Below are 19,200 nucleotides of genomic sequence, written 5' to 3' on the forward strand. Positions count from 1 at the left end.
GGGTGACGCCCGATGCCATTGCGTCTTTTCGAATACAATCGTCGGGTCGTTTCGCGGGGCCCACGTGCCCGCCCGCTTTCCCCCTGTATTCCCCGTGCCCGCCTCCCAGAAGTCTCTCGCCGCACCTGCCGCGCTGCCGTCGCCGCAGCGCTCGGGCCTTGTCATCGCCGCCGTCGGCGCGGTGCTGTTCTCGGCCAAGGCGATCGTCGCCAAGCTGATGTACCGCTACAACGTCGATGCGGTGATGGTGATCACGCTGCGCATGCTGTTCGCGGTGCCGCTGTTCATGACGATCGGCTGGTGGCAGTCGCGCCGGCTGGCGCCGCTGTCGTGGGCGGATCGCGGCCGCGTGGTGTTTCTCGGCTTTATCGGCTACTACCTGTCGAGCTTCCTCGATTTCATCGGCCTGCAATACATCACCGCCGGGCTGGAGCGGCTGATCCTGTTCCTGACGCCGTCGTTCGTGCTGCTGGCCACCGCGCTGGTGTTCCGCCGGCCGATCGCCATGCGCCAGTGGCTGTCGCTGCTGCTGGCCTACGCCGGCATCGTGCTGGTATTCGCGCATGACCTGGACATCAGCGGCAGCCAGGTGTGGCTGGGCGGCGCGCTGGTGCTGGGCAGCGCCATGACCTATGGTATCTACCTGATCCTGAGCGGCGAGCTGGTGCGGCGTATCGGCTCGCTGCGGCTGGTGGCGTATGCGATGTGCGTCTCGACCGCCTGCTGCGTGATCCAGTACCTGGTGCTGGGCCGGCCGGTGGCGGAACTGGCGCAGCCGGCTCCGGTGATGTGGCTGTCACTCGTCAATGCGGTGTTCTGCACCGTGCTGCCGGTGTCGCTGACCATGGTGGCGGTGTCGCGCATCGGCGCGCCGATGGCGTCGCAGGCGGGCATGATCGGCCCGGTGTCGACCCTGTTCCTGGCCTTCTGGCTGCTGGGCGAGCCCATCAGCGGCGTGCAGCTGGCCGGCAGCGCGCTGGTGATGGGCGGCATGTATTTGCTGTCGGCAAGAAAGACGTGATTCCGGGCCGGCCCCGGGGCTGGCCCGCCAAAGACAACAGACAAAGGAGAAAGACATGGATCTGGGACTGCGCGGCAAGCATGCGCTGGTATGCGGCGCCAGCAAGGGCCTGGGCTTTGCCTGCGCCGACGCGCTGGCGGCCGAGGGCGTCGACGTGGTGATCGTGGCGCGCGGCGCCGAGGCGCTGGAGAAGGCCGCCGCCGGCCTGCGCGCGCGCCATGGCCGCCGCGTGATCGCGGTGGCGACCGACATCACCACGCCCGAAGGCCGCAAGGCGGCACTGGACGCGGTGGCCAAGCTGGGCGATCTCGACATCCTGGTGAACAACGCTGGAGGCCCGCCGCCGGGCAACTTCCGCGACTGGGAGCGCAGCGACTGGCTGGCCGCGCTCGACGCCAACATGCTGACCCCGATCGAGCTGATCAAGGCCACCGTCGACGGCATGATCGCGCGCCAGTGGGGCCGCATCATCAATATCACCAGCGGCGCGGTCAAGGCGCCGATCGATGTGCTGGGCCTGTCCAATGGCGCGCGCTCGGGCCTGACCGGCTTTGTCGCGGGCGTGGCGCGCGAAGTGGCGCAGCACGGCGTGACCATCAACAACCTGCTGCCGGGCCCGTTCAACACCGACCGCCTGCTCAAGACCATGGAAGGCGGGGCCAAGAAGGCTGGCCTGAGCGTCGATGAGGTGGCGCAGCGCCGCGCCGCGGCGAACCCGTCGCGCCGCTTCGGCGAGCCGGCCGAGTTCGGCGCCACCTGCGCCTTCCTGTGCAGCCGTCATGCCGGCTACATCACCGGGCAGAACATCCTGCTCGATGGCGGCGCCTATCCGGGCACCTTCTGATCCCGCTGCTTTCTCCTGTTTCCTGACGTTCACCGACCCCGCAACAAGGAACCCCTGATGACTCGCCCCCGCATCGCGCTGATCGCCCATGACCACAAGAAGGACGACATCGTCGCCTTCGCCACGCGCCACCGCGCCTTCCTTTCGCAGTGCGAGCTGCTGGCCACCGGCACCACCGGCGGGCGCCTGATCGACGAGGTCGGGCTGGAGGTGACGCGCATGCTGTCGGGGCCGTGGGGCGGCGACCTGCAGATCGGCGCGCAACTGGCCGTAGGCCTGGTGCGCGCCGTGGTGTTCCTGCGCGACCCGATGACGCCGCAGCCGCATGAACCCGATATCAACGCGCTGGTGCGTGCCTGCGACGTGCACAACGTGCCGTGTGCCACCAACGTGGCCACTGCCGAGCTGTTGATCGCCGGGCTGACGCGCGAGGCTGAAGCCGGCAACTGAATTCCCACCGATACAACACCATAGCGAAGGAGCGACACAGATGAGCAAAGCCATCCGGATCGAGCAAACCGGCGGTCCCGAAGTCATGCAGTGGGTCGATGTCGAAGTGGGCGAGCCCGGCCCCGGCCAGGTGCGCGTGCGCCATGAGGCGGTGGGCCTGAACTACATCGATGTCTATTTCCGCACCGGGCTGTACAAGCAGCCGCTGCCGGGCGGGCTGGGCATGGAAGGCGCCGGCGTGGTCGAAGCGGTGGGCGAGGATGTGCGCCACGTCGCCGTGGGCGACCGCGTGGCCTACGCCGGCCGTCCCACCGGCGCCTACGCGCAGGTGCGCGTGATGCCGGCCGATATCGTGGTGCGGCTGCCCGACGCGATCCCGTTCGACACCGCCGCGGCGATGATGCTGCAGGGCCTGACCGCGCAGTACCTGATCCGCGACAGCTACAAGGTGCAGCCGGGCGACACGGTGCTGCTGCATGCCGCCGCCGGCGGCGTCGGCCTGATTGCCAGCCAGTGGCTCAAGGCGCTCGGCGTGACCGTGATCGGCACCGTCGGCAGCGACGAGAAGGCCGAACTGGCACGCGCCAACGGCTGCGCCCACACCATCGTCTACACGCGTGAGTCGTTCGTGGAACGGGTCAGGGAGATCACCAACGGCAAGGGCGTGCCGGCGGTCTATGACTCGATCGGCAAGGACACATTCCAGGGCTCGCTCGACTGCCTGGCGCCGCGCGGCACCATGGTCAGCTTCGGCAACGCCTCGGGTCCGGTGCCGCCGTTTGACCTGTCGGTGCTGGGCAACAAGGGCTCGCTGCGGCTGACGCGGCCGACACTGATGACCTACGTGGTGCACCGCGAACTGCTGGAGCCGATGGTGGCCGACCTGTTCGACGCCGTGGCCACCGGCAAGGTGAAGATCGATATCCGCCAGCGCTACGCGCTGTCGGAGGTGGCGCAGGCGCACCGCGACCTGGAATCGCGCAAGACCACGGGCTCGACCATCCTGCTGCCGAACTGAGCAACAGCCAGCCAGGCAAGCAAAAGCCCCGGGGCGGCAGGCGCTGCCCCGGGGCTTTGTCGTTGAGCGATGCCGTCAGTGCGGCCGGACCGTGGTGGCGGTGGCGCGCGTCTGCGCCTGGCGCAGGATATGCGGCGGCAGGCGCTTCAGGATCAGGTGCACCGCCAGTGGAATCAGCACCACGTCATCGACAATGCCCAGGCCCGCGACCACGTCGGGGATCAGGTCGATCGGCGAGATTGCGTAGAGCAGCAGCCCGATGGCCGCGGGCTTGAGCCAGGCCGGCGCGTCCGGATGGCGCAGCGCGTACCAGAACAGGCGGCCGTCGCGGCGAACCAGCGTCCACAGGGCCGAAAATCGCTTCCACATGAGAGGCCTCCTTCACATAGCGCGCGCCGGTCACTGGCGCATGCACAGATAGCTTGGGCCGTTATCGGCGGCTTCAAGTTCCGGAGGTGCAGGGAGATGCCTTGGGGATAGCCAAGGCTGGCGGTTTGCTCCCCTCTCCCGCTGAGGGGAGAGGGAGAACACCTTGCTTGGGCAAGCTCGGGCGGCTCTGGTGCACCAATCAGCCCGGGATCTTGCCTTCCACGCCTTCGACGTAGAACTTCACGCCATGCAGGAAGCCGTCGTCGGCCACCTGGTCCTTGGCCAGCTGTTCCTTGCCGGTGTTGTCCTTGATCGGACCCTTCCAGATCGGCGCGCTGCCGTCGGCGATGCCCTTCTTGCGCTCTTCGACCAGCGCCTTGACGTCAGCCGGCACATCGGCGTTGAAGCTCTTCAGGTCGATCATGCCTTCCTTCAGGCCCCACCACGTGGTGCTGTTCTTCCACTGCTTGTTCAGCACGTCTTCCACCACCTTGTTGTAGTAGACGCCCCACGAGATCACCGACGCGGCCAGATGGGCCTTGTCGCCGAACTTGCTCATGTCGCTGTCCCAGCCGAAGGCGTGCACGCCCTTTTCCTGCGCGGTCTGCACCACGGCGGCGGAGTCGGTGTTCTGCATCAGCATGTCGACGCCCTGGCCGATCAGCGTGGTGGCGGCTTCGCGCTCCTTGCCCGGATCGAACCACTTGTTGACCCACACCACCTTGACCGTGGCCTTGGGGTTGACGCTGCGCGCGCCCAGCGTGAACGAGTCGATATTGCGGATCACCTCGGGGATGGGCACCGATGCCACCACGCCCATCTTGCCGGTCTTGCTCATCTTGCCCGCGACCACGCCCGCCAGGTAGGCGCCTTCATAAGTGCGCACGTCGTACTGGGCCAGGTTCTCGGCGGTCTTGAAGCCGGTGGCGTGCTCGAACTTCACGTCCGGGAATTCCTTGGCGACCTTGAGCATCGACTCCATGTAGCCGAAGGTGGTGCCGAAGATCAGCTTGTTGCCCTGGCTGGCCAGGTCGCGGAACACGCGCTCGGCGTCGGCCGCGGATTCGGGCACGTTCTCGACGAAGGTGGTCTTGACCTTGTCGCCGAACTTCTCTTCCACGGCCTTGCGGCCGTTGTCATGCGCGAAGGTCCAGCCGGCATCGCCGACCGGCCCGATATAGACGAAGGCGACCTTGAGCGGCTCGGCCTTCTGCTCGGCCACGGGCGCGGAGGCCGCGCCCGCCGTCTCGGCCGGCTTGTCGGCCTCTTTCTTGCCGCAGCCCGCGAGGGCCAGCAAGGCGGTGGCGGCCAGGGCCGCCAGGGTCTTCCTGCGCGTGACGATCATGATTTCTCCTTGTGATGAATTGTTGGTAGCTCAGGGATTTCCGTCAAAAAACTCGAGGCTCAGGCATTGCCGGGCCGGAAGGGCTTGCCCAGCGAGGCCGGCATGTTCAGCCGGATCCAGGCCGGGTTGCGCGAGATCAGCGCCAGCACCACGATGGTGGCCGCGTAGGGCAGCATCGACAGGAACTGCGACGGCACCGACACGCCGATCCCTTGCAGGTAGAACTGCAGGATGGTCACGCCGCCGAACAGCCACGCGCCCACCAGCACGCGGCCCGGGCGCCAGGTGGCGAAGGTGGTCAGCGCCAGCGCGATCCAGCCGCGGCCGGCGACCAGGTTCTCGACCCACATCGGCGTGTACACCAGTGACAGGTAGGCGCCGGCCAGCCCGCAGCAGGCACCGCCGAACAGCAGCGCGCCAAAGCGGATGGTGCGCACCGGGTAGCCCAGCGCGTGCGCCGATTCGGGCGCTTCGCCGATCGCGCGCAAGGTCAGCCCCGCGCGCGTGCGGAACAGGAACCACATGATGGCAAAGCACAGCAGCAGGCTGAAATACACCATCCAGTGATGCTGGAAGAAGGCCGGCCCGAAGAAGGGCAGGTCGGCCAGGCCGGGCACGGCCTTGGCCTGCGCCGGCATGGCGAAGCCGACAAAGCGCTGGCCCATGAAGGCCGACAGGCCGGTGCCGAAGATCGACAGCGCCAGGCCGGTGGCGACCTGGTTGGTGGCCAGTACCAGCGCCAGCCACGAGAACAGCGTGGCCATCAGCATGCCGGCGAGCGCGCCGGCGGCAAAGCCGAGCAGCGGCGACTGGGTCTGGTAGCCGACCATGAAGCCGGCCACCGCGGCCACCAGCATCATGCCTTCGGCGCCGAGGTTGAGCACGCCCGAGCGCTCGTTGATCAGCAGGCCCAGCGCGGCCAGCAGCAGCGGCGTGCCGGCGTTGATGGCGGTGGCGATAAGGGGAGCGAGTTGTTCCATATTGTTCTGTAGCTCCGCTCAGGCCGTGGTGGCGCGCCAGCGCAGGCGGTTTTCGATCAGCGTGTCGCAGGCCAGCAGGAAGAACAGCAGCATGCCCTGGAACACCCAGCCAATGGCCGACGGCAGGCCCAGGCGCGATTGCGCCATCTCGCCGCCGATATAGAACAGCGACATCATGATGCCGCCGAAGACCGTGCCGACCGGATGCAGCCGGCCGATAAAGGCGACGATGATGGCGGTGAAGCCGTAGCCCGGCGAGATCGACGGCAGCAGCTGGCCGATCGGGCCGGTCACTTCGAACGCGCCCGCCAGGCCCGCGGTGGCGCCCGAGATCAGCAGTGCGCTCCACAGCGCGCTGCGCGCCGAGAAACCCGCGTAGCGCGCCGCCGCCGGCGCGGTGCCGCCCACCTGCAGGCGGTAGCCGGCAAAGCTGCGGAACACGAACACGGTCATCACTGCCACCAGCACCAGCATCACGGCAAAGCCGGCATGCAGGCGCGAGCCCGACATCAGGTTGGGCAGCAGGTACTCGGACGAGAACACCTTCGACTGCGGGAAGTTCATGCCGTTGGGATCCTTCAGCGGCCCGTTGACCACCCACAGCAGCAGCTGCTGCGCGATATAGGTGAGCATCAGCGAGACCAGGATCTCGTTGGCGTTGAACCTGTCCTTGAGCACCGCCGTGAGCGAGGCCCACAGCATGCCGCCGACCATGCCGGCGAGTGAGGCCAGCACCAGCACCACGGTGCCGTTCATGGCCTGGCCCGGCACATCGAAGTAAAGCACGGTGGCGCCGGCGCAGATGCCGCCGGCAATCAGCTGCCCGTCGGCGCCGATATTCCACACGTTGGCGCGGTAGCACACCGACAGGCCGAGCGCGCACAGCACCAGCGGCACGGTCTTGAGCAGCACCTCGCCGATGGCGCGCTGGTCGCGCAGCGGATCGGCCAGGAAGACCTTGAGCGCGGCCACGGGGTCCTTGCCGAGCACCAGGAACAGCAGCGCGCCGAACAGGAGCGTCAGCGCCAGTGCGATCACCGGCGAGGCATAGGCCATGGTGCGCGAGGGCAGGCCACGCGGCGCCAGCGAGAGGGGGGAGCGGGGCAGCAGTTGTCGCACATCAGCCATGGCTTGCCACCTCCGCGCCGGATTGCGCCTGGGCGGGCCCGCCTTGCCACAGTCCGCTCATCCACAGGCCGATCTGCTCGCGCGTCGCGGTCTCGGCAGGCACCGAAGGCGACAAGCGGCCCTTGGCGATCACGTGCAGCCGGTCGCAGATCGCGAACAGCTCATCGAGCTCTTCCGACACCACCAGGATGGCGCAGCCGGTGGCCTTCAGCGCCAGGATCTCGTTGTGGATCTGCGCCGCGGCGCCAACGTCCACGCCCCAGGTCGGTTGCGCCACGATCAGTACCTTAGGGCCGCTTTCGATCTCGCGGCCGACAATGAATTTCTGCAGGTTGCCGCCCGACAGGCTGCGCGCCAGCGCGTGCGGCCCGCTGGCCTTGACGCGGAAGCGGCTGATCACGGCCGAAGCCAGCCCGGTGGCCGCGCCGGGAGAAATCATGCCTTGCCGCACATAGGGTGGCGTCTGGTGCGACAGCAGGATATTGGTCGCCAGGCTCATGCCCGGCACCGCGCCGCGGCCCAGGCGCTCTTCCGGCACGAAGGCCAGGCCCGCGCGCCGGCGCTGGCGCGCATCGAGCCGGCCGACTGGCTTGCCGCCGAGCTGCACCGACATGTTGTCTGCGCGTGTGTCTTCACCGGACAGCGCGGCCAGCAGCTCCTGCTGCCCGTTGCCGGACACGCCGGCAATGCCGACGATCTCGCCGGCGTGGACATCCAGCGAGATCCGGCTCAGCTCGGTGGCGAAGGCATGCGCGCGCGGCAGCGACAGGCCCTGCACGCTGAGCCGCACCGGGCCGCGCTCGGCAGCCACGCGCGTCTCGCGCGGGGGCTCGCCGCCGATCATCAGCCGCGACAGCGAGGCCGCGGTTTCCTGGCGCGGATCGCACACGCCGGTGACCTTGCCCATGCGCATCACGGTGGCCTGATGGCACAGCGCGCGGATCTCGTCGAGCTTGTGGCTGATGTAGAGGATGCTGGTGCCTTCGGCGGCCAGCTGGCGCAGCGTGACGAAGAGCGTTTCCACTGCCTGCGGGGTCAGCACCGAGGTGGGCTCGTCCAGGATCAGCAACTGCGGATTGGCCAGCAGCGCGCGCACGATCTCCACGCGCTGGCGCTCGCCGACCGACAGCGTATGCACATGGCGGTTCGGCTCCAGCGGCAGTCCGTAGCGCTCGGCAGTGGCGCGGATGCGCTCGGCCAGCTGCTTCATGTTGCCTTGCTGTCCGGCGGGCAGGCCGAGTGCGATGTTCTCGGTCACGGTCAGCGTGTCGAACAGCGAGAAATGCTGGAACACCATGGCGATGCCCAGGTTGCGGGCGTCGTGCGGACTGTTGATGGTGACCGGCGCCCCGTTGAAGTGCATCTCGCCGGCATCCGGACGGACCGCGCCAAAGATAATCTTCATCAGGGTGGATTTGCCTGCGCCGTTTTCACCCAGCACGGCATGGATCTCGCCGGGGGCGACGCTGAGGCTGACGTCGTCATTGGCGACGACGCCCGGGTAGCGCTTGCTGATATGGGCCAGCGCCAGCCTGGGAGGGAGTTGTGATGTCACTGAGGCGGCTCGGGTTGTTGTGATGGCAGCAACGTGGGATGAGTCAACAGCGCGGCAGTGCGTGGCGCAGCATCGCCGCGACGCATTGCAGCATTCATCATGGTTTGGTGATGCCCGATATTGGTGATGGATTATATAAGTGACAGGACACCGGGCGGGCCGATTCCGGCGTCATTCCAGTCCCTGCAACGGTTTGGGGGTGGTTGCAAGTCGCGTGCCGGCCACAGCACGAAAAAAAGCCGCCGGCCCCTTGCGGAGCCAGCGGCTGGACTGGAGCAGCGGCGGGCGGCCAGGGCGGCCGCCCGCCGGCAGGGCTCAGGCGCCGGTGGTGGCGGCGCTGGTGGCGAAGCGCCCGTCGCGGAAATCCGCCAGGGTCTGGTAGATCTGCTCCTGCGTGTTCATCACGAACGGCCCGTACTGCGCGATCGGCTCGTTCAGCGGCTGGCCTGCGATCAGCAGGAAGCGCGCGTCGGCTTCGGCCCTGACGATGACGCCGTCAGACTGGCCGGCGTTGTCCAGCACGCCCATGCGCTGGGCCTCGATCACGGCGCGGTCGTCGCCGCTGCCGATCGAAACCTCGCCCCGGTACACGTAGACGAACGCGTTGTGCCCGGCCGGCAGCGCCTGCGCAAAGGTCTGGCCGGCCGGCAGGTGCACGTCCAGGTAGACCGGCTCGGTCACCGGGCGCGTGATCGCGCCGGCCACGCCGTGCGTGGCGCCCGCCAGCACGCGCACCGTGACGCCGTGGTCCAGCGCCACCGTCGGGATCTCGGCGGCGGGCAGGTCGCGGTACCACGGCGCGGTCATCTTGCCCGCGGCCGGCAGGTTCAGCCACAGCTGGAAGCCTTCCATGCGGCCGTCTTCCTGCTCGGGCATTTCCGAGTGGACCACGCCTGCGCCCGCCACCATCCACTGCGCGCCGCCGTTCTGCAGCAGCCCCTCGTTGCCGGCGCTGTCGCGATGGCGCATGCGCCCGGCCAGCATGTAGGTGATGGTCTCGAAGCCGCGGTGCGGGTGATCGGGGAAGCCGCCGATGTAGTCGTCCTTGCTGTCGGTGCCGAAGGCATCGAGCATCAGGAACGGGTCCAGCCGGCGCTGCAGGTTCTGCGTCAGCACGCGGGTCAGCTTGACGCCGGCGCCGTCCGAGGTGGCGATGCCCCGCACCACGCGGTCCACGGCGCGCGAGCGCTGCACGGTTTCGGCGGCGGCGGCGGGAACGGTGGCGAAGGTGGTGGCAAGGGTGTCCATGTCTTTCTCCAGTGGGCGGGTTCCGCGCGGCAATGGCCGGGCCGGTTTCCCGTCGTTTCAGCTACCTCGTCAATTTAGTGTTTTGGCGCGGAAAGAGTAGAGGGTCGCCGGGCAACAGATTGTTCTGCTGGCGTACCAACTGGCTGTCCGGTTTCCGCGATTTCAGAACGATCCGGGAAGTCTCCATGTGTCGGCTAATGCACGACCGAACATGCCGTCCTACTGCCGCCAATTCGCGCAAGATCGGCGCAGGAAGGCCGGAAAAATGCGGGAAGATGACAGGATCGATGAAGATCGCTATAATAGCGCTCTCTTTGTCATCCGTTGAGGCGAGATGCGGGGGTATCAAAACCTCGCCAGCCCTTGCCAGTCAACGGCCGATGGACCGGCGGCGCGTCGGAAAACTTCAATATTTGCGCTGCCACTGGCCAATCGATCGCAAACAACTTTGCGTCGCCGGTTGCGCCGCTTCAGGGACTGCCAATTCAACCCGGCATCCCGTCAATCGGACTTCCCGCCCACGGCGGAGGAATCCACAGACCGTCCGCCGGCAATCGTGCCGGTCATGGCGGCAATGCAATCTGAACCGGGACTGGTGGCGCCCTATCTCCGCACGCACCAGCCCATATTGTTTTCCATTGCCGGGAAGTGGCGTGCTGCGCGCTTTTCGGTTTCGGAAAAGGGGAGAGTATGTCAAAGCAATCGGCACGGGCCCTCGCCTGGGCAGGACTGACGCTGGCCGCGCTGGCTGCACTGGTGGCATGGATCGGCGTCGATGTGATTCGCCAGTACCAGGAGCGCCTGCTCTACGACGTGGCCGACCACCTGCGCCTGGTGGTGCTGTCCATGACGCTGGCGCTGGCCACCGGCATCCCGGCCGGCATCGCGCTGAGCCGCGCGTGCATGCGCCGCTGGGCCGACCGCCTGATGCAGGTCTTCAACGTGGGCAATACCGTGCCGTCGCTGGCGGTGCTGGCGCTGGCCCTGGCCGTGCTCGGCATCGGCGAGCGGCCCGCCATCCTGGCGCTGTGGCTGGCCTCGCTGCTGCCGATCGTGCGCAACACCTACGAAGGCCTGCGCAATGTCTCGCCCACGCTGCTGGAAGCGGCGCGTGGCATCGGCATGACGCCGGTGCAGCGCCTGGTGCGCGTGGAACTGCCCAACGCGCTGCCGGTGATGCTGGCCGGCATCCGCATCGCCCTGGTCATCAACGTGGGCACGGTGCCGCTGTCCTTCCTGATCGGTGCCAACAGCCTGGGCGAGCTGATCTTCCCGGGCATCTACCTGAACAACCAGCCACTGCTGCTGCTGGGCGCGGCCGCCACGGCGCTGCTGGCGCTGGCCCTGGACGCGCTCTTTGCCGCCGCCGGCCAGCTGTACCTGCGCCGGCGCGGGCTGGCGCGCTGAACATGGGGACCTAAATGGAAAACCAGATGCAATTCATCCACCGCCGCGCCCGGCGCGTCGCCCTGGTGGTGGCTGCCGTCACCGCTTTTGCGGCGGGCCTGGCGCTGGCCACTGCGCCTGAAGCGCATGCCGAGGCCACGCCGATCCGCGTGGGCGGCAAGAACTTCACCGAGCAGCTGCTGCTGTCGTCGATGACTTCGAAATACCTGCGCGCCAAGGGCCTCACCACCGAACTGACCGCCGGCCTGGGCAGCACGCTGATGCGCCAGGCGATGGAGAGCAACCAGCTCGACGTGGTGTGGGACTACACCGGCACCGCGCTGATCGTGTTCAACAAGGTCCAGGAAAAACTCGGCGCCAGGGAAAGCTACGAGCGCGTCAAGCAGATGGACGGCGCGCGCGGGCTGGTGTGGCTCGATGCCTCGAACATCAACAACACCTATGCGTTGGCGATGCCGAAGGAACGCGCGGCCAGCGGCGTGACCACGCTGTCGGGCTTTGCCGAGCAGATGCGCCGCGCCGGCCCCGACGCCAGCCACCCGTTCGCGGTCGACATGGAATTCGCTGCGCGCCCGGACGGCCTGGAGCCGCTCAAGGCGCTGTACAAGCTGCCGTTCTCGCGCCGCGACGTGATCCAGCTCGACCCGGGCCTGGTCTACACCGCACTGAAGAACAACCAGGTGGAGCTGGGCCTGGTCTATGCGACCGACGGCCGCGTCAAGGGCTTCGACCTGGTGCTGCTGGAAGACGACCTGCATTTCTTCCCGCCGTACAACGCGGTGCCGGTGGTGCGCAAGCCGGTGCTCGACAAGCATCCGGAACTGGCCGGCCTGCTCAATGCACTCGCTGCCAAGCTCGACAACGAGAGCATGACCGACATGAACTACAAGGTGGACATCGGCCAGCAGCCGGTGGACAAGGTCGCGGAGGACTTCCTGCGCAGCCACGGACTGATCTGAGGGAGGCCGCATGGACTTGTTCTCTTACCTGCAGCACAGCTGGCCCACGCTGCTGAAAATGACCGGCGAGCACCTGGCGCTGGTGGGCTCGGCAGTGGGGCTGGCGATCCTGATCGGGGTGCCGCTGGGCATCGTGATCACGCGCTTCCGCGCGCTGGCCACGCCGCTGCTGGCGCTGGCGACGATCGTGCTGACGCTGCCGTCGATCGCGCTGTTCGGGCTGATGATCCCGATCTTCGCGCGCTTCGGCCATGCGCTTGGCTACGTGCCCGCGGTGACGGCGGTGTTCCTGTACTCGCTGCTGCCGATCATGCGCAACACCTACACCGCGCTGGCCAATGTCGACCCCGGCATCCAGGAAGCGGGGCGCGGCATCGGCATGACCGCCTGGCAACGCATGCGGCTGGTGGACCTGCCGCTGGCGGTGCCGGTGATCCTCGGCGGCGTGCGTACCGCCGTGGTGATGAATATCGGGGTTGCCACCATTGCCGCCATCATCGGCGCGGGTGGCCTTGGGGTGCTGATCCTGCAGGCGATCAGCCAGAGCAACATGAGCAAGCTGGCCGTGGGCGCGGTCCTGGTCAGCCTGCTCGCCATCGTGGCGGACGCCTTCCTGCAGTGGTTGCAGCGGGCACTGACGCCAAAGGGAATCCGCACATGATCGAACTCGACCAACTCACCAAGTCCTTCCCGCAGAAAGACGGCACCGAAACGCGCGCCGTCGACGCCGTGTCGCTGACGGTGCCGCGCGGCGAGATCTGCGTCTTCCTCGGCCCCTCGGGCTGCGGCAAGACCACCACGCTGAAGATGATCAACCGGCTGATCGAGCCGACCTCGGGCACGGTGCGCATCGAGGGCGAGGATACGCGCGGCCTTGACGGCGTGACCCTGCGCCGCAAGATCGGCTACGTGATCCAGCAGATCGGCCTGTTCCCCAACATGACCATCGAAGAGAACATCATGGTGGTGCCGCGCCTGCTGGGCTGGGACAAGAAGCAGTGCCGCGAGCGCGCGCGTGAACTGATGGCGATGGTGCAGCTCGATCCCAACCGGCTGCTGACGCGCTATCCGCGCGAGCTTTCCGGCGGCCAGCAGCAGCGCATCGGTGTGATCCGCGCGCTGGCGGCCGACGCGCCGCTGCTGCTGATGGACGAGCCCTTCGGCGCGGTCGACCCGATCAACCGCGAGAGCATCCAGAACGAATTCCTGCAGATGCAGCGCCAGCTCGGCAAGACCGTGATCATGGTCTCGCACGATATCGACGAAGCGATCAAGCTGGCCGACAAGGTCGCGGTGTTCCGCCGCGGCAAGCTGGTGCAGTTCGACCACCCCGACGCGCTGCTGGCGCATCCGGCCGATGAGTTCGTGCAGGCCTTCGTCGGCCACGACAACACCCTCAAGCGCCTGCTGCTGGTACGCGCCGGCGACGCTGCCACCATGCCGCCGAGCTGCCGCCCCGACATGCCGCTGGCCGAAGCGCTGGGCGTGATTGACGATGCCGACGTGCGCCACCTGCCGGTGGTGGACGACGCCCAGGTCGCGCTGGGCTACGTCACGCGCCGCGATGCGCGCTCCGGCAAGGGGCAGTGCAGTGATGTGATGCGCCCGTTCGCCGTCACCGCGGCCTTCGACGAGCACCTGCGCATCGTGCTGTCGCGCATGTACCAGCACAACACCAGCTGGCTGCCGGTGATGGGCGCTGACGGCGCCTACCTGGGCGAGGTCACGCAGGAATCGATCGCCGGGTACCTGAGCTCGGGACGTTCGCGCGGGCAGGCCGGGGGGCTGGCCGCCTCCGCGCCGCTGCGGGCGGCGGCCTGAGCCAGCGGCAGGGCGGCGGCATCCGCGCTATGCTAGGTGCATGCTCCGCTATTGCCGCTCGCCCTTGTGCCTGGTCGTCGAAACCCGCTGGCTGATACCGCGCGGGTTTGACGGCTTCACGCCCGGTCCGCTGATCCTGCTGCGCCCCGGCGCCAGCCAGGCGCTGATCGAGCATGAGAAGGTGCATGTGCGCCAGTTCTGGCGCAGCTGGGGCCTGATGGGCGTGCTCTACCTGGCCAGCCGGCGCTGGCGCCTGCGCTATGAAGTGGAGGCCTACCGCGAACAACTGCGGCACAGCCCGCCGGGCGCGGCGCATGGCCTGGCGCGCGTGCTGGCGTGCAAGTACCGGCTCAGGATTTCAGAAGCCGAGGCGTACCGTCTGCTGACGCAAGACCTGCACGGCGATCTCTAATGAAAAACGGCCCGCACCAGTTACTGGTGCGGGCCGTTTCTCTTGTCTGGCGGAAGCGGTGAGATTCGAACTCACGGATGGGTCACCCCATCGGCAGTTTTCAAGACTGCTGCCTTAAACCACTCGGCCACGCTTCCTGGAAGTGCGGGCATTGTAGCGCGAAAGGGCATGGGCCCGGCGCGCTGCCGCCTGCAGACCTGACGGTCAGGCCGCGCATTATACAAGGCTCGCGTGGATCGATGGTGGTCTTGTGTTGCGGCACGCAAGCGCGCGTAAACTTCCTGCCACATCCGCTGCCGCGGATGTCGGCGTCTGTCTGACATTACGGAACCTTCACACGCCGGCATCGCTCATATTGTCGTGCCGGATGGCGCGGTGTGTGCCGCATCCCCGGCTTTCGCCTGGCAACAGAGGAGAACTCAAAATGCGAATCCATAGCAAGAAATGGCTGATCGTTCCGGTGGCTGCAGCGGCTGTGCTGGCCGGTTGTGCCGCCCCGTATGACAGCGGCTACAACACCGGCTACAACGCCCCGCCTCCGGGGTACCAGACTCCCAACACCTCGCAGGCCCCGGCTGGCGCGGTGTACTACGGCCGCGTGGAATCGATTGAACCGATCACCAGTACGCAAGGCAGCTCGGGCCTGCTCGGCACCGTGATCGGCGGTGCGGCCGGCGGCCTGCTGGGCCACCAGATCGGCGGCGGGCGCGGGCAGACCGCGGCGACCATCGGCGGTGCCGTGGTCGGCGCCGTGGCCGGCAACCAGATCGAGAAGCGCGCGGGCAGCAACACCCAGACCGCGTACCGCGTCAACGTGCGCCTGGATGATGGCCGCATCGCCACGGTGACCCAGTCGAGCCTGGGCAACCTGCAGGTGGGCATGCGCGCACGCGTGGCCAATGACATGGCAACGCCGTACTGACATGCCAGCCTGACGTTTGCCAGCATGTAAAAGGCCACGCATCGCGTGGCCTTTTCTTGTACCGGTGCTCGTCGGCGCTCAGTCCTTCAGGAACATCTCCTGCAGGTCGTTGAGGAAGCGCCGGCCCAGCTCGGTGGGGCGGATGGTGGTCAGGTCCGCTTCCAGCAGCCCTTTCTTTTCCGCCTCGGCCAGCTGCTTGCTGATGGTATGCAGCGGCAGCCCGGTGTAGTCGTGGAAGCTCGATGCCGGCACGCCGTCGGTCAGGCGCAGCGCGTTGAGCATGAACTCGAACGGCAGCTCGTCGGCGCCGACATCGCGCGCTTCCTGCACGGCATTGCCGGCCAGCGCCCGCTCCATGTAGGTGGCCGGATGCTTGTGCCGCATCTGGCGCAGTATCCGATGCGGGAACGACAGCTTGCCGTGCGCGCCGGCGCCGATGCCGAGGTAGTCGCCGAAGCGCCAGTAGTTCAGGTTGTGGCGCGCCTCGCGATGCGGCTTTGCATACGCCGAGGTTTCGTAGTGCCGGTAGCCGGCCTCGGCCGTGCGCGCTTCGATCCAGGCCTGCATCTCGTACGCGCTGTCGTCGTCCGGCAGCGCGGGCGGGAATTTGGCGAAGAGGGTGTTGGGCTCCAGCGTCAGGTGGTACAGCGACAGGTGCGTGGTGCCGTACGACAGCGCGGCTTCCACATCCTGCCGGCATTCATCCAGCGTCTGGCCGGGCAGGGCGTACATCAGGTCCAGGTTGATGTTGTCGAAGCTGGCCTGGGCGATGTCGATCGCCTTGCGCGCTTCGGCACCGCCGTGGATGCGCCCGAGCGCCTGCAGGTGCCGGTCGTTGAAGCTCTGGATGCCGATCGACAGCCGGTTGATGCCGCTGGCGCGGTAGCTGGCGAACTTGTCGGCCTCGAAGGTGCCGGGGTTGGCCTCCATCGTGATCTCGGCGTCGGCATCCAGCGGCAGCAGCGCGCGGATGTCCGACAGCAGCCGGTCCATGCCTGCCGCCGACAGCAGGCTGGGCGTGCCGCCGCCGATAAAGACCGTATGCACCGGCCGGCCCCACACCAGCGGCAGCGACTGCTCCAGGTCCGCGCGCAGCGCGTCCAGGTAGATGTCTTCCGGGATCTCGTGGTTGTCGGCGCCGGGTGCGGCGTGCGAGTTGAAATCGCAATACGGGCACTTGCGCACGCACCACGGGATATGCACGTACAGCGACAGCGGCGGCGAGCCGGGCAGGCTGATCTGCCCGGGCTTGAGCCAGAGCTGCTTGCTGTCGACGGGCACGGACGCGGAGACCGGTACGATCGGGATCATCGGGTGGCGCTTTGCGCGGCATCGGCCTGCAGCCGTGCCACCAGCGCGCGCAGCGCCTGGGCCCGGTGGCTGACCGTGTTCTTCTCTTCGGGCGACAGCTCGGCGGCGGTCTTGCCCAGATGCGCCAGCAGGAAGTGCGGGTCGTAGCCAAAGCCGCCCGCGCCGCGCGGCGCGTCGACGACCTCGCCGTGCCAGAGGCCTTCGGCGATGATCGGGCAAGGGTCTTCGGCGTGGCGCACGAACACCAGCACGCAGTAGTAGTGCGCGTGGCGGTTCAGCTTGCCGGCCAGTTGCGAGACCAGGTGGGCATTGTTGGCGGCATCCGACTTGGCCTGCCCGGCCATCTGCGCATAGCGCGCGGAATAGACGCCGGGCGCGCCGTCCAGCGCCTGCACGCAGATGCCGGAATCGTCGGCCAGCGCGGGCAGCCCGGCCAGCCGGCTGGCATGGCGGGCCTTGGCCAGCGCGTTCTCGACGAAGGTGGCAAAGGGCTCTTCGGCCTCGGGAATGCCCAGTTCGCCCTGGGGCACCACGTCAAAGCCGAGCGGGGCCAGCAGCGCGCCGAATTCGCGCAGCTTGCCGGCGTTGTTGGAAGCCAGTACCAGGCGTTGCATCGCGGGTCCCGCTCCTCAGGCCAGGCCGAGCGCTTCGCGCTGGTGCTGCACCAGGCGGGCGATGCCGGCTTCGGCCAGGCGCGTCATGGCGTCCAGGTCGGCGCGGCTGAACGGCGCGCCTTCGGCGGTGCCCTGCACCTCGACAAAGCCGCCGCTGCCGGTCATGACCACGTTCATGTCGGTGTCGCAGCTGCTGTCCTCGGCGTAGTCCAGGTCCAGCACCGGCACGCCGTCGACCATGCCGACCGAGACCGCGGCAACATGGTCGCGGATCGGGCTGGCAACGATCAGGCCATCGCGCAGCATGGTCGAAACCGCGTCATGGGCGGCGACAAAGGCGCCCGTAATGGCCGCGGTGCGGGTGCCGCCGTCGGCCTGCAGCACGTCGCAGTCCAGGTGGATGGTGTATTCGCCCAGCGCCGCCAGGTCGAACACGGAGCGCATGGCGCGGCCGATCAGGCGCTGGATTTCCTGGGTGCGGCCGGTCTGCTTGCCGCGCGCGGCCTCGCGGTCAGAGCGGGTGTGCGTGGCGCGCGGCAGCATGCCGTATTCGGCCGTGACCCAGCCTTCGCCACTGCCCTTCTTGTGCGGCGGCACCTTGGCCAGCACGCTGGCGGTGCAAAGCACCTTGGTGTCGCCAAAGGCACACAGGACGGAGCCCTCGGCGTGGCGGGTGTAGTGGCGGGTAAGGCTGATGGAACGCAGCGCATCGGCTGCGCGGCCGCTGGGTCGCATGGGATGGTTTGTCCGAATCGGGGAGAGACCGCGATTCTAACGCCGCCAGCCCTGGAGCGCTGCACAGTTGCCCCGGCGCGCCGCCGGGGCAAGGCATTACCGCATCAGGTTGCTGGTCTTGTCGATGGCGGCGCGGATCTCTGCGATCGAGCGCTCGATCTCCTCTTCGGACAGCAGGTCGCTTTCCGAGCCGGTGCGCTCCAGGATCGAGGTAGTGAAGGCGTTCAGCGGCAGGGTGTCGGTCATGACCGAATCCTGCCCCGCCGCATTGCTGTCCAGTTCCCACATCATGGCGATGCCGGTGGTGTTGTCGGCACCTTCGCCGGCGTTCTGCAGCGCCTGCTCGATCAGCGCGGGCACCGCCTGCACCACCGACAGGCGCGACAGCTTGTCCACCAGCGCGGGCTCTTCCAGCGCGCCCCACAGGCCGTCGGAGCAGAGCAGGGCCACGTCGCCCGGCTCCAGCCGCACCGGGCCGCCCAGGTCGATCAGCGGCAGGTTGGGCGAGCCCAGGCAGTTGTAGAGCTTGTTGCGCTCCGGGTGGTTGGCCACGTGCATCGGCAGCACGCGCTCCTGCTGCAGCAGGTTCTCGATCTTGGAGTGGTCGCGCGTGCGCGTCAGCAGCCGGCCCTTGCGCAGCAGGTAATAGCGCGAGTCGCCGGCGTGGGCCCAGTAGATCTGGCCCTGCTGCACCAGGCAGCAGACCACCGTGGTGCGCGGCACGTCCGCCATCTGGTTGGCCTCGGCATAGCGGTGGATCTCGCGGTGGGCCAGCATGATGGTGTCCTGCAGGAACTCGGCCGGGTTGCGCACCGTGGGCCGCGCCTGCACCTGGAACTGGCGCGCCAGCGTCTGCAGCGCCTGCTGCGCGGCGACTTCGCCGTGCGCATGGCCGCCCAGGCCGTCGGCCAGCACCATCAGCAGCGCGTCGCGCGTGAAGCAATAGCCCATGCGGTCCTGGTTGACGCGGCGGCCGCCTTTCCTGCTTTCCTGGTAGACAGAGAATCGCATGTTGGCTTTCAGGGAATTCAGTGGACTGGCCGCAAGCGGGGCGCCAGATT

Annotated in this window: 20 protein-coding genes and 1 tRNA gene; 10 read left to right on the forward strand and 11 right to left on the reverse strand. The window is 67.7% G+C overall.

Translation table 11 applies throughout. The annotated features are described in order from the left end of the window. Nucleotides 1–133 precede the first annotated feature (133 nt). From AC3WLE_RS12795 to AC3WLE_RS12810, 4 genes are read left to right on the forward strand one after another with little or no spacing between them, the layout of a single operon-like run. A complete protein-coding gene (locus AC3WLE_RS12795; RefSeq protein WP_492357088.1) occupies nucleotides 134–1,021 on the forward strand; it encodes a DMT family transporter in 888 nt (295 codons plus the stop codon). Nucleotides 1,022–1,076: 55 nt separating this feature from the next. Then, on the forward strand, nucleotides 1,077–1,865 hold the full coding sequence (locus AC3WLE_RS12800) for an SDR family oxidoreductase (RefSeq protein WP_492321721.1): 789 nt from the start codon (nucleotides 1,077–1,079) through the stop codon (nucleotides 1,863–1,865). Between the two features lie 57 nt (nucleotides 1,866–1,922). Further along, nucleotides 1,923–2,315: a methylglyoxal synthase gene (locus tag AC3WLE_RS12805; protein ID WP_492321720.1), complete on the forward strand. Its 393-nt coding sequence runs from the start codon at nucleotides 1,923–1,925 to the stop codon at nucleotides 2,313–2,315. 40 nt (nucleotides 2,316–2,355) lie between these two features. Continuing rightward, complete coding sequence (locus tag AC3WLE_RS12810; RefSeq protein WP_035819617.1) at nucleotides 2,356–3,333, forward strand: quinone oxidoreductase family protein; 978 nt, start codon at nucleotides 2,356–2,358, stop codon at nucleotides 3,331–3,333. A gap of 75 nt (nucleotides 3,334–3,408) precedes the next feature. On the opposite strand, the gene AC3WLE_RS12815 is transcribed toward AC3WLE_RS12810, so the two are convergent. The 6 genes from AC3WLE_RS12815 to AC3WLE_RS12840 all read right to left on the reverse strand — a co-directional run bounded on the left by AC3WLE_RS12815 (nucleotide 3,409) and on the right by AC3WLE_RS12840 (nucleotide 9,958). After that, complete coding sequence (locus AC3WLE_RS12815) at nucleotides 3,409–3,702, reverse strand: YkvA family protein (RefSeq protein WP_492321719.1); 294 nt, start codon at nucleotides 3,700–3,702, stop codon at nucleotides 3,409–3,411. A gap of 199 nt (nucleotides 3,703–3,901) precedes the next feature. After that, nucleotides 3,902–5,047 carry a BMP family ABC transporter substrate-binding protein gene (locus AC3WLE_RS12820; RefSeq protein ID WP_492353018.1) on the reverse strand — a complete coding sequence of 382 codons (1,146 nt, stop codon included), beginning with the start codon at nucleotides 5,045–5,047 and terminating at the stop codon, nucleotides 3,902–3,904. 59 nt (nucleotides 5,048–5,106) lie between these two features. Continuing rightward, complete coding sequence (locus AC3WLE_RS12825) at nucleotides 5,107–6,027, reverse strand: ABC transporter permease (RefSeq protein WP_010809241.1); 921 nt, start codon at nucleotides 6,025–6,027, stop codon at nucleotides 5,107–5,109. An 18-nt stretch (nucleotides 6,028–6,045) separates the two neighbouring features. Continuing rightward, a complete protein-coding gene (locus AC3WLE_RS12830; RefSeq protein ID WP_492321717.1) occupies nucleotides 6,046–7,155 on the reverse strand; it encodes an ABC transporter permease in 1,110 nt (369 codons plus the stop codon). After that, nucleotides 7,148–8,710 (reverse strand): ABC transporter ATP-binding protein, encoded by a 1,563-nt coding sequence (locus tag AC3WLE_RS12835; RefSeq protein ID WP_010809239.1) that lies wholly within the window; start codon nucleotides 8,708–8,710, stop codon nucleotides 7,148–7,150. The genes AC3WLE_RS12830 and AC3WLE_RS12835 overlap by 8 nt, the downstream gene beginning before the upstream one ends. A gap of 315 nt (nucleotides 8,711–9,025) precedes the next feature. Beyond that, a complete protein-coding gene (locus tag AC3WLE_RS12840; RefSeq protein WP_492357084.1) occupies nucleotides 9,026–9,958 on the reverse strand; it encodes a pirin family protein in 933 nt (310 codons plus the stop codon). A gap of 690 nt (nucleotides 9,959–10,648) precedes the next feature. Between AC3WLE_RS12840 and AC3WLE_RS12845 the strand changes: the two genes are divergently transcribed. The 5 genes from AC3WLE_RS12845 to AC3WLE_RS12865 are packed head-to-tail and all read left to right on the forward strand — an operon-like array spanning nucleotide 10,649 to nucleotide 14,557. Then, complete coding sequence (locus AC3WLE_RS12845; RefSeq protein ID WP_492357083.1) at nucleotides 10,649–11,365, forward strand: ABC transporter permease; 717 nt, start codon at nucleotides 10,649–10,651, stop codon at nucleotides 11,363–11,365. A 26-nt stretch (nucleotides 11,366–11,391) separates the two neighbouring features. Beyond that, entirely contained in the window at nucleotides 11,392–12,324 is a 933-nt protein-coding gene (locus tag AC3WLE_RS12850; RefSeq protein ID WP_492357082.1) for a glycine betaine ABC transporter substrate-binding protein, read from the forward strand. A 10-nt stretch (nucleotides 12,325–12,334) separates the two neighbouring features. Continuing rightward, complete coding sequence (locus AC3WLE_RS12855; RefSeq protein WP_492321714.1) at nucleotides 12,335–12,985, forward strand: ABC transporter permease; 651 nt, start codon at nucleotides 12,335–12,337, stop codon at nucleotides 12,983–12,985. Continuing rightward, nucleotides 12,982–14,145 (forward strand): osmoprotectant ABC transporter ATP-binding protein OsmV, encoded by a 1,164-nt coding sequence (locus tag AC3WLE_RS12860; RefSeq protein ID WP_492357081.1) that lies wholly within the window; start codon nucleotides 12,982–12,984, stop codon nucleotides 14,143–14,145. Before AC3WLE_RS12855 ends, AC3WLE_RS12860 begins: the two co-directional genes overlap by 4 nt. Nucleotides 14,146–14,185: 40 nt before the next feature. Further along, the gene (locus AC3WLE_RS12865; protein ID WP_010809233.1) at nucleotides 14,186–14,557 is read left to right on the forward strand and encodes a hypothetical protein; all 372 of its coding nucleotides are present in this window, start codon (nucleotides 14,186–14,188) and stop codon (nucleotides 14,555–14,557) included. A gap of 47 nt (nucleotides 14,558–14,604) precedes the next feature. On the opposite strand, the gene AC3WLE_RS12870 is transcribed toward AC3WLE_RS12865, so the two are convergent. Continuing rightward, a tRNA-Ser gene (locus AC3WLE_RS12870) sits at nucleotides 14,605–14,694 on the reverse strand. Nucleotides 14,695–14,981: 287 nt separating this feature from the next. Here AC3WLE_RS12870 and AC3WLE_RS12875 point away from each other — a divergent pair. After that, nucleotides 14,982–15,479, forward strand: coding sequence for an outer membrane lipoprotein (locus AC3WLE_RS12875; protein WP_010809232.1), 498 nt, complete (start codon nucleotides 14,982–14,984; stop codon nucleotides 15,477–15,479). 78 nt (nucleotides 15,480–15,557) lie between these two features. On the opposite strand, the gene hemW is transcribed toward AC3WLE_RS12875, so the two are convergent. The 4 genes from hemW to AC3WLE_RS12895 all read right to left on the reverse strand — a co-directional run bounded on the left by hemW (nucleotide 15,558) and on the right by AC3WLE_RS12895 (nucleotide 19,150). Continuing rightward, complete coding sequence (hemW, locus tag AC3WLE_RS12880; RefSeq protein ID WP_492357080.1) at nucleotides 15,558–16,790, reverse strand: radical SAM family heme chaperone HemW; 1,233 nt, start codon at nucleotides 16,788–16,790, stop codon at nucleotides 15,558–15,560. Continuing rightward, the gene (gene rdgB / locus AC3WLE_RS12885) at nucleotides 16,787–17,404 is read right to left on the reverse strand and encodes an RdgB/HAM1 family non-canonical purine NTP pyrophosphatase (protein ID WP_492321702.1); all 618 of its coding nucleotides are present in this window, start codon (nucleotides 17,402–17,404) and stop codon (nucleotides 16,787–16,789) included. The genes hemW and rdgB overlap by 4 nt, the downstream gene beginning before the upstream one ends. 15 nt (nucleotides 17,405–17,419) lie before the next feature. Further along, nucleotides 17,420–18,139, reverse strand: coding sequence for a ribonuclease PH (rph, locus tag AC3WLE_RS12890; protein ID WP_492321703.1), 720 nt, complete (start codon nucleotides 18,137–18,139; stop codon nucleotides 17,420–17,422). A gap of 96 nt (nucleotides 18,140–18,235) precedes the next feature. Further along, the gene (locus AC3WLE_RS12895; protein WP_010809228.1) at nucleotides 18,236–19,150 is read right to left on the reverse strand and encodes a PP2C family protein-serine/threonine phosphatase; all 915 of its coding nucleotides are present in this window, start codon (nucleotides 19,148–19,150) and stop codon (nucleotides 18,236–18,238) included. Nucleotides 19,151–19,200 lie beyond the last annotated feature (50 nt).

This window comes from Cupriavidus sp. FW306-1B-F12B, from assembly GCF_058781795.1.

Coding starts and splice junctions, on each gene's coding strand:
- AC3WLE_RS12800 (WP_492321721.1), top strand. CDS start 1,077: ATGGATCTGGGACTGCGCGGCAAGCATGCGCTGGTATGCGGCGCCAGC.
- AC3WLE_RS12805 (WP_492321720.1), top strand. CDS start 1,923: ATGACTCGCCCCCGCATCGCGCTGATCGCCCATGACCACAAGAAGGAC.
- AC3WLE_RS12810 (WP_035819617.1), top strand. CDS start 2,356: ATGAGCAAAGCCATCCGGATCGAGCAAACCGGCGGTCCCGAAGTCATG.
- AC3WLE_RS12815 (WP_492321719.1), bottom strand. CDS start 3,702: ATGTGGAAGCGATTTTCGGCCCTGTGGACGCTGGTTCGCCGCGACGGC.
- AC3WLE_RS12820 (WP_492353018.1), bottom strand. CDS start 5,047: ATGATCGTCACGCGCAGGAAGACCCTGGCGGCCCTGGCCGCCACCGCC.
- AC3WLE_RS12825 (WP_010809241.1), bottom strand. CDS start 6,027: ATGGAACAACTCGCTCCCCTTATCGCCACCGCCATCAACGCCGGCACG.
- AC3WLE_RS12830 (WP_492321717.1), bottom strand. CDS start 7,155: ATGGCTGATGTGCGACAACTGCTGCCCCGCTCCCCCCTCTCGCTGGCG.
- AC3WLE_RS12840 (WP_492357084.1), bottom strand. CDS start 9,958: ATGGACACCCTTGCCACCACCTTCGCCACCGTTCCCGCCGCCGCCGCC.
- AC3WLE_RS12845 (WP_492357083.1), top strand. CDS start 10,649: ATGTCAAAGCAATCGGCACGGGCCCTCGCCTGGGCAGGACTGACGCTG.
- AC3WLE_RS12850 (WP_492357082.1), top strand. CDS start 11,392: ATGCAATTCATCCACCGCCGCGCCCGGCGCGTCGCCCTGGTGGTGGCT.
- AC3WLE_RS12855 (WP_492321714.1), top strand. CDS start 12,335: ATGGACTTGTTCTCTTACCTGCAGCACAGCTGGCCCACGCTGCTGAAA.
- AC3WLE_RS12860 (WP_492357081.1), top strand. CDS start 12,982: ATGATCGAACTCGACCAACTCACCAAGTCCTTCCCGCAGAAAGACGGC.
- AC3WLE_RS12865 (WP_010809233.1), top strand. CDS start 14,186: ATGCTCCGCTATTGCCGCTCGCCCTTGTGCCTGGTCGTCGAAACCCGC.
- AC3WLE_RS12875 (WP_010809232.1), top strand. CDS start 14,982: ATGCGAATCCATAGCAAGAAATGGCTGATCGTTCCGGTGGCTGCAGCG.
- hemW (WP_492357080.1), bottom strand. CDS start 16,790: ATGATCCCGATCGTACCGGTCTCCGCGTCCGTGCCCGTCGACAGCAAG.
- rdgB (WP_492321702.1), bottom strand. CDS start 17,404: ATGCAACGCCTGGTACTGGCTTCCAACAACGCCGGCAAGCTGCGCGAA.
- rph (WP_492321703.1), bottom strand. CDS start 18,139: ATGCGACCCAGCGGCCGCGCAGCCGATGCGCTGCGTTCCATCAGCCTT.
- AC3WLE_RS12895 (WP_010809228.1), bottom strand. CDS start 19,150: ATGCGATTCTCTGTCTACCAGGAAAGCAGGAAAGGCGGCCGCCGCGTC.